Source organism: Bradyrhizobium sp. WSM1253 (assembly GCF_000244935.1).
Lineage (GTDB): Bacteria > Pseudomonadota > Alphaproteobacteria > Rhizobiales > Xanthobacteraceae > Bradyrhizobium > Bradyrhizobium canariense.
On sequence record NZ_JH600073.1, the window covers coordinates 140226 to 154768 of the forward strand.

13 protein-coding genes are annotated in these 14543 nt (G+C 64.8%); 7 read left to right on the forward strand and 6 right to left on the reverse strand.

From position 1 onward, the window contains the following. Nucleotides 1–228: 228 nt before the first annotated feature. Nucleotides 229–2973 (forward strand): DNA gyrase subunit A, encoded by a 2745-nt coding sequence (gene gyrA / locus BRA1253DRAFT_RS02505; RefSeq protein ID WP_007590727.1) that lies wholly within the window; start codon nt 229–231, stop codon nt 2971–2973. Between the two features lie 137 nt (nt 2974–3110). Here gyrA and BRA1253DRAFT_RS02510 read toward each other — a convergent pair whose 3' ends face one another. After that, nucleotides 3111–4964: a potassium transporter Kup gene (locus BRA1253DRAFT_RS02510; RefSeq protein WP_051058391.1), complete on the reverse strand. Its 1854-nt coding sequence runs from the start codon at nt 4962–4964 to the stop codon at nt 3111–3113. Between the two features lie 199 nt (nt 4965–5163). Then, on the reverse strand, nt 5164–5421 hold the full coding sequence (locus tag BRA1253DRAFT_RS02515; RefSeq protein WP_007590731.1) for a hypothetical protein: 258 nt from the start codon (nt 5419–5421) through the stop codon (nt 5164–5166). A gap of 248 nt (nt 5422–5669) precedes the next feature. Between BRA1253DRAFT_RS02515 and coaD the strand changes: the two genes are divergently transcribed. From coaD to queA, 5 genes are all read left to right on the forward strand, one after another. After that, nucleotides 5670–6164 carry a pantetheine-phosphate adenylyltransferase gene (gene coaD, locus BRA1253DRAFT_RS02520; RefSeq protein ID WP_007590732.1) on the forward strand — a complete coding sequence of 165 codons (495 nt, stop codon included), beginning with the start codon at nt 5670–5672 and terminating at the stop codon, nt 6162–6164. A 41-nt stretch (nt 6165–6205) separates the two neighbouring features. Then, complete coding sequence (locus BRA1253DRAFT_RS02525) at nt 6206–6769, forward strand: peptidylprolyl isomerase (protein WP_007590733.1); 564 nt, start codon at nt 6206–6208, stop codon at nt 6767–6769. A gap of 8 nt (nt 6770–6777) precedes the next feature. After that, nucleotides 6778–7203: a hypothetical protein gene (locus BRA1253DRAFT_RS02530; protein ID WP_007590735.1), complete on the forward strand. Its 426-nt coding sequence runs from the start codon at nt 6778–6780 to the stop codon at nt 7201–7203. Then, nucleotides 7200–7664 carry a peptidylprolyl isomerase gene (locus tag BRA1253DRAFT_RS02535; RefSeq protein WP_007590736.1) on the forward strand — a complete coding sequence of 155 codons (465 nt, stop codon included), beginning with the start codon at nt 7200–7202 and terminating at the stop codon, nt 7662–7664. The genes BRA1253DRAFT_RS02530 and BRA1253DRAFT_RS02535 overlap by 4 nt, the downstream gene beginning before the upstream one ends. Before the next feature lie 141 nt (nt 7665–7805). Beyond that, entirely contained in the window at nt 7806–8876 is a 1071-nt protein-coding gene (gene queA, locus BRA1253DRAFT_RS02540; protein ID WP_007590737.1) for a tRNA preQ1(34) S-adenosylmethionine ribosyltransferase-isomerase QueA, read from the forward strand. Between the two features lie 96 nt (nt 8877–8972). Here the strand turns inward: queA and BRA1253DRAFT_RS02545 are convergent, their stop codons facing one another. The 4 genes from BRA1253DRAFT_RS02545 to BRA1253DRAFT_RS02560 all read right to left on the reverse strand — a co-directional run bounded on the left by BRA1253DRAFT_RS02545 (nt 8973) and on the right by BRA1253DRAFT_RS02560 (nt 13171). Further along, a complete protein-coding gene (locus tag BRA1253DRAFT_RS02545) occupies nt 8973–10010 on the reverse strand; it encodes an aspartate-semialdehyde dehydrogenase (RefSeq protein ID WP_035992631.1) in 1038 nt (345 codons plus the stop codon). A gap of 220 nt (nt 10011–10230) precedes the next feature. Further along, nucleotides 10231–10833 carry a PepSY domain-containing protein gene (locus tag BRA1253DRAFT_RS02550; RefSeq protein ID WP_007590739.1) on the reverse strand — a complete coding sequence of 201 codons (603 nt, stop codon included), beginning with the start codon at nt 10831–10833 and terminating at the stop codon, nt 10231–10233. 248 nt (nt 10834–11081) lie between these two features. After that, complete coding sequence (locus BRA1253DRAFT_RS02555) at nt 11082–11828, reverse strand: TetR/AcrR family transcriptional regulator (RefSeq protein ID WP_007590740.1); 747 nt, start codon at nt 11826–11828, stop codon at nt 11082–11084. Nucleotides 11829–11962: 134 nt separating this feature from the next. After that, a complete protein-coding gene (locus BRA1253DRAFT_RS02560; RefSeq protein WP_051058392.1) occupies nt 11963–13171 on the reverse strand; it encodes a patatin-like phospholipase family protein in 1209 nt (402 codons plus the stop codon). A gap of 205 nt (nt 13172–13376) precedes the next feature. Between BRA1253DRAFT_RS02560 and tgt the strand changes: the two genes are divergently transcribed. Then, nucleotides 13377–14525, forward strand: coding sequence for a tRNA guanosine(34) transglycosylase Tgt (tgt, locus tag BRA1253DRAFT_RS02565; protein ID WP_007590745.1), 1149 nt, complete (start codon nt 13377–13379; stop codon nt 14523–14525). Nucleotides 14526–14543: the final 18 nt, after the last annotated feature.

Here is a 14543-nt window from a genome sequence, read left to right on the forward strand (position 1 = left end):
GATTGCGGCTTGGCAAACGCGCTGACGGGGCAAGCTCGCCGGTCGGTTTTCCACGTGTTACCGGCGATTTTGCAAGGCCGATGCGGGGGCTGCCCGAGGCACCGCTCGCAAGGGCTTAAGTTGTTGGAAAAATAGGCGGAAAAAGCGCTTCCCAGATCCCCGCGAGGGTGGTTATCAGAGGCTCGATGCGCTATATGATTCCCAGATAAAACCTCATCGGATTTCCCCTTGGCTGACGACGACGACAAGCCCGGCGACCAGCCGGCGCAACCCTCGGATATTCGCCCCGTCTCCATCTTCGAGGAGATGAAGAAGTCCTATCTCGACTACGCCATGAGCGTGATTGTGGCGCGTGCGCTGCCTGACGCCCGGGACGGCCTGAAGCCGGTGCATCGGCGCATCCTGTACTCGATGAACGAGCAGGGGCACACGCCGGACAAGAAGTACGTCAAGTCCGCCCGCGTGGTCGGTGACGTCATCGGTAAATATCATCCGCATGGCGACCAGTCGATCTACGACGCCATGGTCCGGATGGCGCAGGACTTCTCCATGCGCGTGCCGCTGATCGACGGTCAGGGCAATTTCGGCTCGGTCGACGGCGATCCTCCGGCTGCCTATCGTTATACTGAAGCCCGATTGACGAAGGTGGCGCTGGCTCTGCTGGCCGACATCGACAAGGACACGGTCGACTTCCAGCCGAACTACGACAACAACGAGACCGAACCGTCGGTCTTGCCGGCCAAGTTCCCGAACCTGCTCGTCAACGGCGCCGGCGGCATCGCAGTCGGCATGGCGACCAACATCCCGCCGCACAATCTCGGCGAAGTCATCGACGCCTGCGTCGCGCTGATCGACAACCCCGCGCTCACCATCGACGAGCTCATCAACATCGTGCCGGGACCGGATTTCCCGACCGGCGGCGTCATCCTCGGACGGCAGGGCATCCGCGCCGCCTATCACCTCGGGCGCGGCTCGGTCATGATGCGCGGCAAGGTCGCGATCGAGACCATCCGCAAGGAGCGCGAGGCGATCATCATCAGCGAGATTCCCTACCAGGTGAACAAGGCGACGATGGTCGAGCGCATCGCCGAGCTGGTCAAGGAAAAGAAGATCGAAGGCATCGGCGACCTGCGCGACGAATCGGATCGCGACGGCTACCGCGTCGTCATCGAACTGAAGCGCGACGCCGTGCCGGATGTGGTGCTGAATCAGCTCTACAGGTTCACGCCGCTGCAGACGAGCTTCGGCGTCAACATGGTGGCGCTCGACAGCGGCCGTCCGCGGATCATGCATCTGAAGGACCTGCTGGCGATCTTCGTCGACTTCCGCGAGCGCGTCGTCACGCGGCGCACCAAGTTCCTGCTCGCCAAGGCCCGTGATCGCGCCCATATCCTGGTCGGTCTGGCGATCGCGGTCGCCAATATCGACGAGATGATCCGCGTCATCCGGACCTCGCCCGACCCGACCACCGCCCGCGACACCCTGATGTCGCGCGACTGGCCGGCCCGGGACGTCGAGGACATGCTGACGCTGATCGACGATCCGCGCCACCGCATCAGCGAGAACGGTACGATCCGGCTGTCGATGGAGCAGGCGAGGGCCATTCTCGATTTGCGCCTGCAACGCCTCACCGCACTCGGCCGTGACGAAATCCGCGAGGAACTCGACAAGCTCGCCGGCGAAATCGCCGACTATCTCGACATCCTGCGCTCGCGCGACCGCGTGCTTGAAATCATCAAGTCCGAGCTCGCCGAGGTGAAGGCCGAGTTCGCGACCCCGCGCCGCACCGTCATCATCGAGCAGGAAGGCGAGGTCGAGGACGAGGACCTGATCCAGCGCGAGGACATGGTCGTCACCGTCTCGCACGCCGGCTACGTCAAGCGCGTGCCGCTGTCGGCCTACCGTGCCCAGCGCCGCGGCGGCAAGGGCCGCGCCGGCATGCAGACCCGCGACGAGGATTTTGTCAGCCGGCTGTTCGTGGCGTCCACGCATACTCCGATGCTGTTCTTCTCCTCGCGCGGCCAGGTCTACAAGATCAAGGTCTGGCGCCTGCCGATGGCCGCGCCGAACGCGCGCGGCAAGGCGCTGATCAACATCCTGCCGCTGGAGCAGGGCGAGCGCATCACCACCATCATGCCGCTGCCGGAGGACGAGTCCACCTGGGGCAATCTCGACGTGATGTTCGCCACGACAGGCGGCAACGTCCGGCGCAACAAGCTGTCCGACTTCGTCGACGTCCGCCGCTCCGGCATCATCGCGATGAAGCTCGACGACAACGAAGCTATCGTCGACGTGCAGATCTGCACCGAGCACGACGACGTGCTTTTGACCGGCGCCGGCGGCCAGTGCATCCGCTTCCCCGTGACCGACGTGCGCGTGTTCACCGGGCGCACCTCGATGGGCGTGCGCGGCATTGCGCTTGCCGAGGGCGACAAGGTGATTTCGCTAGCGATCCTGCGCCACGTCGAGACGACGTCCGACGAGCGCTCGGCGTATCTGAAGATGCGTCGTGCGGTTGCCGGCGAAGCTGCGGCCGAGGAGCCGGCGGCGGACGCCGAGGCCGAGGAGACCTCCGGCAGCTTCCAGCTGGCTCAGGAGCGCTATGTCGAAATGTCGGCGGCCGAGCAGGTCGTGCTGACCGTCTCCGTCAACGGCTACGGCAAGCGGACCTCGTCCTACGAGTACCGCACCACGGGCCGCGGCGGCAAAGGCATCGTGGCCATGAGCGTCAACAACCGCAACGGCAACCTGGTGGCGTCGTTCCCCGTGGAAGACGCCGATCAAATCATGCTGGTCACCGACAAGGGCCAGCTGATCCGCTGCCCGGTCGAAGGCATCCGCGTGGCCGGCCGCTCAACCCAGGGCGTGATCGTGTTCGACACCGCCGAGGACGAACACGTCGTCTCGGTCGAGCACATCACGGAAGAGGCCGAGAGCGGAAACGGGGCGAATGGGGAGTCGAACGGGGAGTGATGCGTCACCCCTCGTAGCCCGGATGGAGCGCAAGCGAAATCCGGGTTCTTCATTCGAACGGCTGTCCCGGATTGCACTTCCGCCTTCGCTCTCCGAGCTACGGCGGACAAGTCGCTCCATCCGGGCTACGAATTGCGCTAAATCTCCAGCTCCGTGCCGAACTCCACCACCTGCTTGGTCGGCACGCCGAAGAACGCGGCGGAGCGTTCGGCGTTGCGCTGCAGGAAGGCGAACACGGTTTCGCGCCAGACCCACATGCCCGGCACGTCCTCGCGCGGGATGATGGTCTCGCGGCCGACGTAATAGGTGATGTCGGAGAGGTCGATGCCGGGCAGCTTGCCGTGGCGGCAGGCGAAGGTCAGCCCTTCGTAGATCGTCGGGTTCTGCATGAACCCGTAATGCAGAACGACGCGGGTAATGCCGGGAATGATTTCGATCACCTCGATGCGGTCTTCGTCGTCGATGTGAGGAAGCTCCTCGATCAGCACGGTGACCAGGACGATGCGCTCGTGCAGCACGTGGTTGTGCTTGACGAACTGGGTCAGCGCCAGCGGCACGCCGCGCGGCGCCGACGCCAGGAACACGGCGGTGCCGGGCAGCCTGGCGCTGCACTTGTTGACCGCGGTTTCGATCAGATCCTCCTCGGGCTGGCGCAGCTTCGCGCGTGCCGCTTCGACGAGCTTCACGCCGCTGCGCCAGGTCAGCATCAGGAAAGCGACGAAGCCCGCGAGCATCAGCGGAAACCAGCCGCCCTCGAACAGCTTGATCGAATTGGCCGAGAAGAAGATCACGTCGATCACGAAGAAGAAGCCGTTCACGGCCACCACCAGCCACGGCGAATAGCCCCACTGGATCGCGACCAGGGCAGCGAGCAGCGTGGTGATCGCCATCAACAGCGACACCGCGATGCCGTAGGCGCCGGCCAGCGCCTCCGAGCTGCCGAAGCTCAGCACGGCGCCGAGCGTTGCGGCGGCGAGCAGCCAGTTCACCAACGGCACGTAGATCTGGCCGATCGCTGCGCTCGTGGTGTGACGGATCTGCATGCGCGGCAGGAAACCGAGCTGAATCGACTGCTGCGTCAGCGAGAACACGCCCGAGATGATGGCCTGCGAGGCGATCACGGTCGCGACCGCCGAGAACGCGACCAGCGGATAGTGCAGGGCGTCGGGGCAGAGTTGGAAGAACGGATTCTCGATCATGGAGGGGTCGGTGATCAGCAGCGCGGCCTGGCCGAAATAGTTCAGCACCAGCGCGGGCAGGCAGATCGCGAACCAGGCCAGCCGGATCGGCAGGCGGCCGAAATGCCCCATGTCAGCATACATGGCTTCGCCGCCGGTCACCGCGAGGAAGGCGGCCCCCAGGATCGCGAAGGAGACATGAAAATCCTGGTGGATCAGGAAGTCGAACGCATAGAGCGGGCTCAGCGCCGCCAGCACCGCCGGCGCCTTGACGATGCCGTGGATGCCGAGCGCTGCCAGCACGAAGAACCAGGCCAGCATCACCGGTCCGAAGATGCGGCCGATGAAGCCGGTGCCCTGCTTCTGCATCATGAACAGTCCGATCAGGATGACGACGGTCACGGGCACCACCGCCGGCGCGAGCGAGGGTGCGTCGACCTTCAGACCTTCGATGGCTGACAGCACCGAGATCGCCGGCGTGATCGCCCCGTCGCCGTAGAGCAGGGCGGCGCCGACGAGGCCGACGACCAGCAGATGCGCGCGCCAAGTACCGGGTTGGGCGTTGCGGGCATGCAGCAAGGCCAGCAGGGCGACGATGCCGCCTTCGCCGCGGTTGTCAGCGCGCAAAATCAACAGCGCATATTTCAGCGAGATGATCAGCAACAGCGCCCAGAGGATCAACGAGGCAACGCCCAGAACGGCATCGTTCGTCAATGTGCCGCCGTGGGCGGCGGCCTTGGCGGCTTCCTTGAGGGCGTAGAGGGGACTGGTGCCGATATCGCCATAGACCACCCCGAGGGCGCCCATGGTCATTGCAAGCGGCAGTGGATCAGGTTGATGGCCGGAGGCGACTGCAGGCGTACTGGACAATGGCGACCCCTCGATGGGATCGCGGCCGACGGGTCATTCCGGCGGGCGCGAGCATCGGGCAGTCTGCGACGGGACGTCGCAAATATCCATGGGGTTTATCTATGGGATTTGTCGCTACCTGACGCGAAACTGACAGACGCCGCTACGGAGTGCGGTTTGCGGTCACGAGGCGAGCCTCGCGGATGTCGGCTTTGGTGCCGGCCTGGCGAAGGCAGGACGCCTCGAAATTCGGCCAGGCCTGCTGCGAGCAGTCCTTGCCGATGGTGCGGATGTCGAGCCGGTCGCTCTTGGCGAGCGGTTGCGGCACGCTCGCTTCGACGGTGGGGGCGAAGCCGGGCAGGAGGGTGAGAGCGGCAGCAACACACCCAGAGATGGCGATCGCCGAAAGAGCTTTGATCATGACAGTCCCCTGTGATGCGGCCGCTACGCCCAGTGTGCGGCCCGTCGTTCGTTGGCCGGATTAGTAACCATGGCCAGTTTCCGGACGTCTTCGCGAACCCGGGAAATGGTTTCGTTCGCGCTCCGTTTTGTTTCGTGGCCGCCCTCAGGACGAAACAATTCGGCCCATTCCGACACGGTTTTGCGGAAAAACCGCCAGGGAACCTGACCGGCTTGCCGGGCCGGGCCGGGCGCGGTAGGACGTTGGCCATGCCGCGCATTGCCTTCTATCCAGGTTCCTTCGACCCCATCACCAACGGCCATCTGGACGTGGTCCGGCACAGCGTGTCGCTGTGCGACAGGCTCGTTGTGGCGATCGGGGTGCATCCCGGCAAGAAGCCGCTGTTCTCGACCGAGGAGCGGTTGAAGATGCTCCATGACGTCTGCGGGCCGGTGGCGGCCCAGGCCGGCTGCGTGCTCGAAGCGGTGACGTTTGACGACCTGTCGGTGACATCGGCGCGCAAGTACGGTGCGACGATCATGATTCGGGGCCTGCGCGACGGCACCGATCTCGACTACGAGATGCAGCTCGCCGGCATGAACGAGGCCATGGCGCCCGAGGTGCATACGGTCTTCCTGCCGGCTTCTCCCATGGTCCGCCCGATCACCGCCACTTTGGTGCGCCAGATCGCTGCCATGGGCGGGGACGTCTCGGCCTTCGTCCCGCCGCTGGTTGCGGCCCAGCTCAAGGCAAAATTCGCCTGATAACGGCGCGTTTCCTTTCTCATCTCTGATCCGGAGTTATCATGATCCGAATTCTCGCAGTTCTTGCCGCGGTTCTGTTCGCGGTGCCGGCCTTCGCGCAAGCCTTGCCGGCCGGCCTCGACAAGGCCAACGCCATCGTCATCGACTCCACCAAGGGCCGCATCGTCATCAAGCTCAGGCCGGACCTCGCGCCCCAGCACGCCGAACGCATCAAACAGCTCGCGCGCGAGGGCTATTACAACAATGTGCCGTTCCACCGCGTCATGGACGGCTTCATGGCGCAGACCGGCGACGGTCAGAACTTCAACGGCACCGGCGGCTCGAAATATCCGAACCTGAAGCAGGAATTCTCCAAGGTGCATTTTGCGCGTGGCATCGTCGGCATGGCCCGGCGCGGCGACAGCGTCGACACCGCCAATTCGCAGTTCTTCATCATGTTCGCCGACGGCGGCAGCCTCGACAACCAGTACACCGTGATCGGCGAGGTCGTGCAGGGCATGGACGTCGTCGACAAGCTGAAGAAGGCGCCTCCCGGATCAAGCGGCGGCACCGTCACCGATCCCGACAAGATGGTGAAGGTGCAGGTCGCTTCCGACATCAAGTAGGAGAGGCGATGGCGCGCGCCTGTGGCAAGCTCCTGCTGGTTGCCGCGGTGCTGCTGCTCGGCGTCCCCGGCGCAATCGCCGAGGACGCACAGGTCAACACCATCCAGGACATCTTCCGGCATCTGCGCACCTGCTGGAAGCCGCCGCCCGCCGCCAAGGCCCGCCCGATCGACATCACCGTCGTCGTGAGCTTTAACCGGGCTGGAAACATTCTGGGCCACCCGAGGATTACCTATGAATCCGCGGAGGCTTCCGACGAGGACCGGCTGCAATACCGGGTCGCGGTGATGGAGGCATTGCAACGTTGCACGCCGATGCCATTTACCGATGCGATGGCCGGCGCCGCTGCAGGGCGTCCATTCGCGATCCAGTTTCGCAACCGCAAATCTTCACCTGACAGGACTTCACCCCCAACCCAAGAGAGACGAGCATGAGCGCCACCGAAAACACACTGATCCTCGAGACCACCCAGGGCCCCGTTACCATCGAGATGCGGCCTGATCTGGCGCCCGGCCACGTCGCGCGCATCAAGGAGCTCGTGCGCGAGGGCTTCTACGACGGCATCGTGTTCCATCGCGTGATCGACGGCTTCATGGCGCAGACCGGCTGCCCGCAGGGCACCGGCACCGGCGGCTCCGGCAAGAAGCTGAAGGCCGAGTTCAACAAGGAGCCGCATGTGCGCGGCACCACCTCGATGGCGCGCGCCGCCAGCCCGGATTCCGGCGATAGCCAGTTCTTTATCGTGTTCGACGACGCCCGCTTCCTCGACAACCAGTACACGGTGTGGGGCAAGGTTACCGAGGGCATGGAGAACGTCGACAAGATCAAGCGCGGCGAACCCGTGCAGAACCCCGACAAGATCGTCAAGGCGCGGATGGCGGCTGACGCGGAGTAGGCGTTTCTCCTCATGGTGAGGAGGCGCGTAGCGCCGTCTCGAACCATGAAGGCCGAGCTGCAGCAGCAGGGCCTTCATCCTTCGAGATGCGCGTTCCGCGCTCCTCAGGATGAGGAGTGACTGTACGGCCGTGAGCCCGAGATGCGCACCGATCTCTTCGATTTCGACCTGCCCGCCGAGCGCATCGCATTGCGCCCGGCGAGCCCGCGCGACTCCGCGAAGATGCTGGTCGTCGATCCCGGCACGCTCCGCGACCAGGTCATCGCCGATCTGCCGCAATGGCTGAAGCCGGGCGACCAGCTCGTCGTCAACGACACCAAGGTGATCGCGGCGCAATTGAAGGGCCGTCGCATCGGCCGCGAGACCGAGCCGAAGATCGAGGCGACGCTGATCAAGCGCCTCGACGGCTCGCGCTGGCAGGCGCTGGTGAAGCCCGCCAAGAAACTCGCAGCCGGCGACCGCATCCGCTTCGGCAATGAGGGCAAGGTCTGCCTGCTTGGCCATCTCGACGCCGAGGTCGAGGCCAAGGGCGCGGAAGGCGAGGTGACGCTGTCATTTTCGTTCCACGGTCCGACGCTGGATCAGGCCATCGCCGATCTCGGCAGCCCGCCGCTGCCACCCTACATCGCCTCGAAACGCACGCCCGACGATCAGGATCTCGCCGACTACCAGACCATGTTCGCGGCGAACGAAGGCGCCGTTGCCGCGCCGACAGCCGGCCTGCATTTCACGCCCGCGCTGGAGCAGGCGCTGCACGCGCGCGGCGTCGGCATCAACCGCGTCACGCTGCATGTCGGGGCAGGGACCTTCCTGCCGGTGAAAGTGGACGACACCGAAGGCCACAAGATGCACGCCGAGTGGGGCACGCTCTCGGCCGAGACGGCGGAGCGGCTCAACACCGCGCGCAAGACCGGCGGCCGCATCATCGCGGTTGGCACCACGTCGTTGCGCCTGCTCGAAAGCGCAGCCAGCGAGGACGGCACCCTTGAGCCGTTCGCCGCCGAGACGTCGATCTTCATCACCCCGGGCTATCGCTTCCGCGCCGTCGATGTTCTGCTGACCAATTTCCATTTGCCGAAGTCGACACTGTTCATGCTGGTGTCGGCGTTCTCCGGGCTCGATGCGATGCGGCAGGCCTATGCGCATGCGATCGCGACCGGCTATCGGTTCTATTCCTATGGCGATGCGTGTTTGTTGTTTCGGGCGCCGTAGGGTGGGTTAGCCGTAAGGCGTAACCCACCGCTTCTGTTTACGCGGTAGAGACAGTGGTGGGTTACGCTGTCGCTAACCCACCCTACGCACCTCCCGTTACGCCATCACCCGCTGCGGCAAGAGCTCCGCGATCTGCACTGCATTGAGCGCAGCGCCCTTGAGCAACTGGTCCGCTGCCACGAACATCGAGATCGAATGCCCGGAGGGGTCGCTGAGGTCCTTGCGGATGCGGCCGACCAGGACGTCGTCCTGGCCCGTGGCGTCGATCGGCATCGGGAAGTAGTTCTTGGCACGGTCGTCGACGACCTTGACGCCGGGCGCTCGCGCCATGATGGCACGGACCTGATCCTCGCTGATCGGCTTCTCGCATTCGAAGGTGATGGCTTCGCAATGAGCCCGCAGCACCGGCACACGGACGCAGGTGACGCCGATCGCGATCTTGTCGTCCTCGAAGATCTTGCGGGTTTCGTTGATGACCTTGGTCTCTTCGTCGTTGTAGCCGGTGTCGGGGTCGATCGCCGTGTTGTGGTTGAAGAGGTTGAAGGCGTAGGGATGCGGCATCACTTTCGGCGTATAAACCTGGCCGTTGAGGTTGGCGCGGGTGGACTCGACCAGCTCGTCCATGGCGGCGGCGCCGGCGCCGGAGGCGGCCTGGTAGGTCGAGATGATCACGCGCCTGATGCGGTTGGTCTGGTGGATCGGCCATAGCGGCACCAGCGCCGTGATGGCGGCGCAGTTCGGGTTGGCGATGATGCCCTTGTGGTCGCGGATGCGGTTCGCATTGATCTCGGGGATTACCAGCGGCACGTTCGGGTCCATCCGGAAGGCGGAGGAGTTGTCGACGACGACGGCCCCCGCCTTGACGGCGATCGGCGCGTACTTCTTGGAGATGCTGCCGCCGGCGGAGAACAGGGCGATGTCGACGCCTTCGAAGGCGCGTTCGGTCAGCTCCTCGATGACGACGTCTTGCCCGCGGAACGACACCGTCTTGCCGGCCGAGCGGGCGCTGGCGAGCGCCTTGAGCTTGCCGACGCGAAAGCCGCGCTTGTCCATGGTGGCAATGAATTCGGCGCCCACCGCACCGGTGACGCCGACAATCGCGACGACGGGATCGTTACTCACTGTGTCCTCCATTGATTTGAGAATTCAGACAACAAAAAAGCCCCGGACCAACGAGGGCGGGGCTTCGGTAGAGTGGATTGCGTTCTAGTCGACGACTACACGCGCACGCCTCCCCGGGCCCCGAAGGCCGTGGTGGTTTTCGTCGTGCGTTTGGTGGTCGTGAACATGGCGGGAGCTTATGCGGGAGAGTTTTGCGCCCGTCAATGGCTTTTCGGCGGGATTGGGGCTGCCGCTATTTAGTCCGGGCGCCCGGCGGTTCGAGGATGACCTCCTTGAGGTTGTCGCCACTGATGACGACGATCGCGAAATTCAGCCGGCCGCGTTCGCGCACCAGCCCGCCGCTGATCGCCTTGCCTGAGGCCGCGCGTTCGGCGACGTGCACGGCATCCGCAAGCCGATGCTTGATGGCACCGAGCGCTGCGAGGTTGCTGCGGTCGTCGAGGTCGAGCTCGGCGAGAGGGAGGGCGGCTTCGCCGCCGACGAGCTCACCAGTCGCCGCATTGATGGTGTGGCGCCAGATCCGGTCGTTGTGCAGGGTCTTCACCCGGTAGACCGGCACACCGGAGGCTCCGTCGAAACTCACATCCGCCGTGGTGGCACCGGCGTGGCGGGCTTCCGCAATCGCCATGGCCTGGTTGATCGAGATCGACGAGCTGCGGAAGCGCTCGATCTCGCGACTGACCGCTTGGCGGTCGGCCTCAGCGTCACCATCTGTGTCGCTGTGAAGGGCGGTCGGCGTGCCCGTGCTCACGATCGCCCGCACCGGCGCCGCGAGGAGGAGTGCGGACAGGGCGATCGCGAGCAATCCCGAGATACGTCGTTTGGCTGTCGTCATGCTCGAAACCCTCGGCCAGCGAGTGTGCCGGATGATCGTAAAGAATTTGCGGCCGACCTTGGGCATCGGTCGGCCGCTGAGCGTCGTGACGGGCTGTACCGCCGCGGCGATCGAGGCGGTGCGGACCTCTTGGGGCTGGTGAAAAAGCGATCCGCATCGCCCTATAACTAAACCATACCGTATCGTTTTGTTTTGGTCAACGGCGCGGGCGCGGGATTCACTGGAAAGATCGCAATCTCACGGAATTGTCAGCGGGATGGGCGCCGCCGCCGCGTGGTCTTGGCGGCGTCCTGGAGGCGGTCCGGGGGGCCAAGCGCTCCGGCCAGGAACAGCTTGATGGCAACCCGCATACGCTTTTCGGCGTCTTTCAGCTCGAGCGTCGTTCCGAAGGTCGCCATGCGGTGGGTGTGTCCCACGACGACATCGAGAAACACCTCGGCTGCGATCGTGGTGTCTTCCATGTTGAGTGCGCCTTGCGCCACCAGATGGTCGAAGAAGCGTGCCGTGGTGGCGACGGCCTTGAGCCAGCCTTCCTCCTTGCCGAGCTTGGCGATCTCGGGGAAGTTGATGGCCTGCGACGTCATCATGCGGCTGAAGGCGACGGCATCGGGACCGCAGGTGAATGTCAGCATCTCGCGCCCGATCTCGACCAGCCGCTGTTCGACCGAGATATCCGAGGCGCTGCCGAGCTGCGTCTCGGCGGCCGCGGATAGCGGTGCAAGCCATCGCGCGATCTCGCGCCGCAGCACGGCGGCGAACAATCCGCGCTTGTCGCCGTAACGGGCATAGACGGTGGGCTTGCTCACTCGCGCGGCTTCAGCGACTGCATCGAGCGAGGTCGCGTCAAAGCCGCGATCCAGGAACAGGCGGGTGGCGACCTCGATCAGCCGCTGATCGCGCTCGATCGCGGCGCTCTTCGTCGGCCGGCCGCCGCGCGATTTCGGCACCTCGCGCCGCTGAGCTGCCGGTCTTGTCCTGGTCGCAGTCAATCCCATGCCCAATGATTCCTGCGCGGTCGTGACATCCGTGATTGCTCTATAACGCGCAGCAACGGGTGCGTCATGGCTAATCTGGCCGAATGGGCCTCATCGTCAACCGTCCCGGCACGGCCCCGTTCCTCGGCGAGCGCTCACGGAAGCGTCGAAGTCCAGGCTTGGCCAGACGCCGCCTTCTCATATCCGTACTGATACAGCGCCCGCATATAGGCGGTGTCGAACCCTTCCGAGGGAGCCGCCGGATAGTCGCGCGCGATGTAGGAGAGATGGAAGCCCAGGCGGTTGCGCCTGGCAAAATCATAAGTCGAGAAGATGATCGAACGGGTCTGCGACTGGGTGATCGACGACAGGCTGCGTGAGGCGACGTCGATGGTGCTGTTGGAGACAAGCTCGAAATTGCGTTCGATCTTCTTGTTGACGAGGATGTAGATGTCCAGCTTCGCAGGGCCGGGAAGGCGACTGCCCTGGAACAGCAGGGCTTCCGGCAGCGTCAGCACCGGGGCGGTCACGCCGCCGTCGACATGCATCTCCTGAAACCTGCGGCCCTCGCCTTCGGCGTCGATCATGATCGGCGGAAACACCAGGGGGATGCTGGCGGAGGCCGCCATCACGTCGCGAAACAGCTTGAGCGCCTCGGGCGTGCCGACCGCGGCGATCTTGCCCATGTCCCAGATCGCGGTCCGCTGGGTGTCGAGATCGGTGGTCACCACCAGCAGCCTTCGGCCCCTGGCGTTTTCACGGGCGACCTGCGCCATGATCTCGGGCCCGACATAGCGGGCGACGAGCTCGCGCAGCCGCGTGTTGCCGAACAGGCCGGATCCGAACAGCACGCGCATGATGCTGGGATCGCTCAACAGGCTCTCCGCGACACCGCTGGTGTAGACCTCCTTCAGCGTGTCGTCATATCGCGAGCCGAGAAACGCAAAGGGCGCGATCAGGCCGCCGGTGCTCACGCCCGAGACGACCGAGAAGGTGGGACGGGTTCTGGCCGCGGTCCAGCCGTTCAGCACGCCGACACCATAGGCGCCATCGGCACCGCCGCCTGACAGCGCCAGGTAGGACTTCGTTGCGGTGCTGGTGTCCTTCTCGAAGCTGAATTTCGTGATGGGTTCGTCGGCGTAGCGCCGGAGGCCGTCGATATCGAGGACGCGCGACGTGCTGGCTTCGGTGGCCGTATAGGGCGTGCGGGGCAGGGAGGTGCAGGCGCCGAGCGCAAGGCTGCACGTCAAGACCAGCAATCCGAACAGGCGGGCGCCGGTCTGCCTTGTCCAGCCATGCGAACGGGCGGACGGAACAGTCGAACTTGAAGGGAAGGGCATTGGCGGTGGCTGGCGATCACGCATCTACCGCCGCCGGCAACATTGCCGCGGCAGCTCGTCCAGCCCCCAGGGTAAAACTACACTGTATCGTTTTGTTTAACAAGCGCCGCCGCCGCACAATTCCGTGTCCCCAATATTGGTGTCCGTTGTCCCAGTCTGATGCATAAGCTGGCCGAGGCATCGCCTGGGCGGGTTGATCGGCCTGCTCCGACACGCAATAAGCACCGTCATGAATCGTCCTGACACCGGTCTGCCCAATCATTTCGAACTGCTCGCCACCGATGGCGCCGCGCGCACCGGGCGCCTGACTACGCCGCACGGCGTGGTGCGCACGCCCGCCTTCATGCCGGTCGGTACCGCTGGCGCGATGAAGGGCATGCACTGGCGCGAGGTGCGTGAGGCCGGTGCCGACATCGTGCTCGGCAACACTTATCATCTGATGCTGCGTCCCGGTGCCGAGCGGATCGCGGCACTTGGTGGCCTGCAGACATTCACCGGCTGGAACGGGCCGATGCTGACGGATTCCGGCGGCTTCCAGGTGATGTCGCTGGCGGATCTGCGCAAGGTCAGCGAGCAGGCCGTGACCTTCCGTTCGCATATCGACGGCGCCAAGGTCGAGCTGTCGCCGGAGCGCTCGATCGAGGTGCAGCGTTTGCTCGGCTCCGACATCGCCATGCAGATGGACGAATGCGTGCGACTGCCCGCCGAGCGCGCCGACATCGACCGCGCGATGCAATTGTCGCTGCGCTGGGCCGAGCGAAGCAAGCGCGCCTTCGAGAGCGCGCCCGAGGGCTACATGCTGTTCGGCATCGTGCAGGGCGGCGACATACCCCAGCTTCGTCATGCCAGCGCCCAAGGCCTCGTCGAGATCGGTTTCCATGGTTATGCCATTGGCGGTCTCGCCGTCGGCGAGCCGCAGGCCGTGATGCTGGCGATGATCGACGAGACAGCGCCGCTGCTGCCGAAAGAGCGGCCGCGCTATTTGATGGGCGTCGGCACACCCGACGACATCCTCGAGGCAGTCAAGCGCGGCATCGACATGTTTGATTGCGTGATGCCGACGCGCAATGGCCGTCATGGCGTTGCCTTCACACGCTTTGGCCAGGTGAATTTGCGCAACGCGCGCCACGCCGACGATCCCCGTCCGCTCGACGAAGAGAGCTCCTGGCCGTCGGCGCGCAGCTACGTGCGCGCCTATTTGCATCATCTCGTCAAGGCGGGCGAGACGCTGGGCGCGATGCTGCTGTCCGAGATCAATATCGCTTACTACCAGTTCCTGATGCAGGGCATCAGGGACGCGGTCGCACAGGGCACGTTCGAGGAGTTCTATCGGCGTACGCGCGATGACTGGGCGAGGGGCGATATCGCCCCGCGCTAGGTCAATTGCGCAAGGTCG

Bases quoted from the DNA above. Each gene is read 5' to 3' on its own strand.
- queA (WP_007590737.1), top strand. From the start codon at position 7,806: ATGCGCACCGATCTCTTCGATTTCGACCTGCCCGCCGAGCGCATCGCA.
- coaD (WP_007590732.1), top strand. From the start codon at position 5,670: ATGCCGCGCATTGCCTTCTATCCAGGTTCCTTCGACCCCATCACCAAC.
- BRA1253DRAFT_RS02555 (WP_007590740.1), bottom strand. From the start codon at position 11,828: ATGGGATTGACTGCGACCAGGACAAGACCGGCAGCTCAGCGGCGCGAG.
- BRA1253DRAFT_RS02530 (WP_007590735.1), top strand. From the start codon at position 6,778: ATGGCGCGCGCCTGTGGCAAGCTCCTGCTGGTTGCCGCGGTGCTGCTG.
- BRA1253DRAFT_RS02525 (WP_007590733.1), top strand. From the start codon at position 6,206: ATGATCCGAATTCTCGCAGTTCTTGCCGCGGTTCTGTTCGCGGTGCCG.
- BRA1253DRAFT_RS02560 (WP_051058392.1), bottom strand. From the start codon at position 13,171: ATGCGTGATCGCCAGCCACCGCCAATGCCCTTCCCTTCAAGTTCGACT.
- tgt (WP_007590745.1), top strand. From the start codon at position 13,377: ATGAATCGTCCTGACACCGGTCTGCCCAATCATTTCGAACTGCTCGCC.
- BRA1253DRAFT_RS02535 (WP_007590736.1), top strand. From the start codon at position 7,200: ATGAGCGCCACCGAAAACACACTGATCCTCGAGACCACCCAGGGCCCC.
- BRA1253DRAFT_RS02545 (WP_035992631.1), bottom strand. From the start codon at position 10,010: ATGGAGGACACAGTGAGTAACGATCCCGTCGTCGCGATTGTCGGCGTC.
- BRA1253DRAFT_RS02550 (WP_007590739.1), bottom strand. From the start codon at position 10,833: ATGACGACAGCCAAACGACGTATCTCGGGATTGCTCGCGATCGCCCTG.
- BRA1253DRAFT_RS02510 (WP_051058391.1), bottom strand. From the start codon at position 4,964: ATGACCATGGGCGCCCTCGGGGTGGTCTATGGCGATATCGGCACCAGT.
- BRA1253DRAFT_RS02515 (WP_007590731.1), bottom strand. From the start codon at position 5,421: ATGATCAAAGCTCTTTCGGCGATCGCCATCTCTGGGTGTGTTGCTGCC.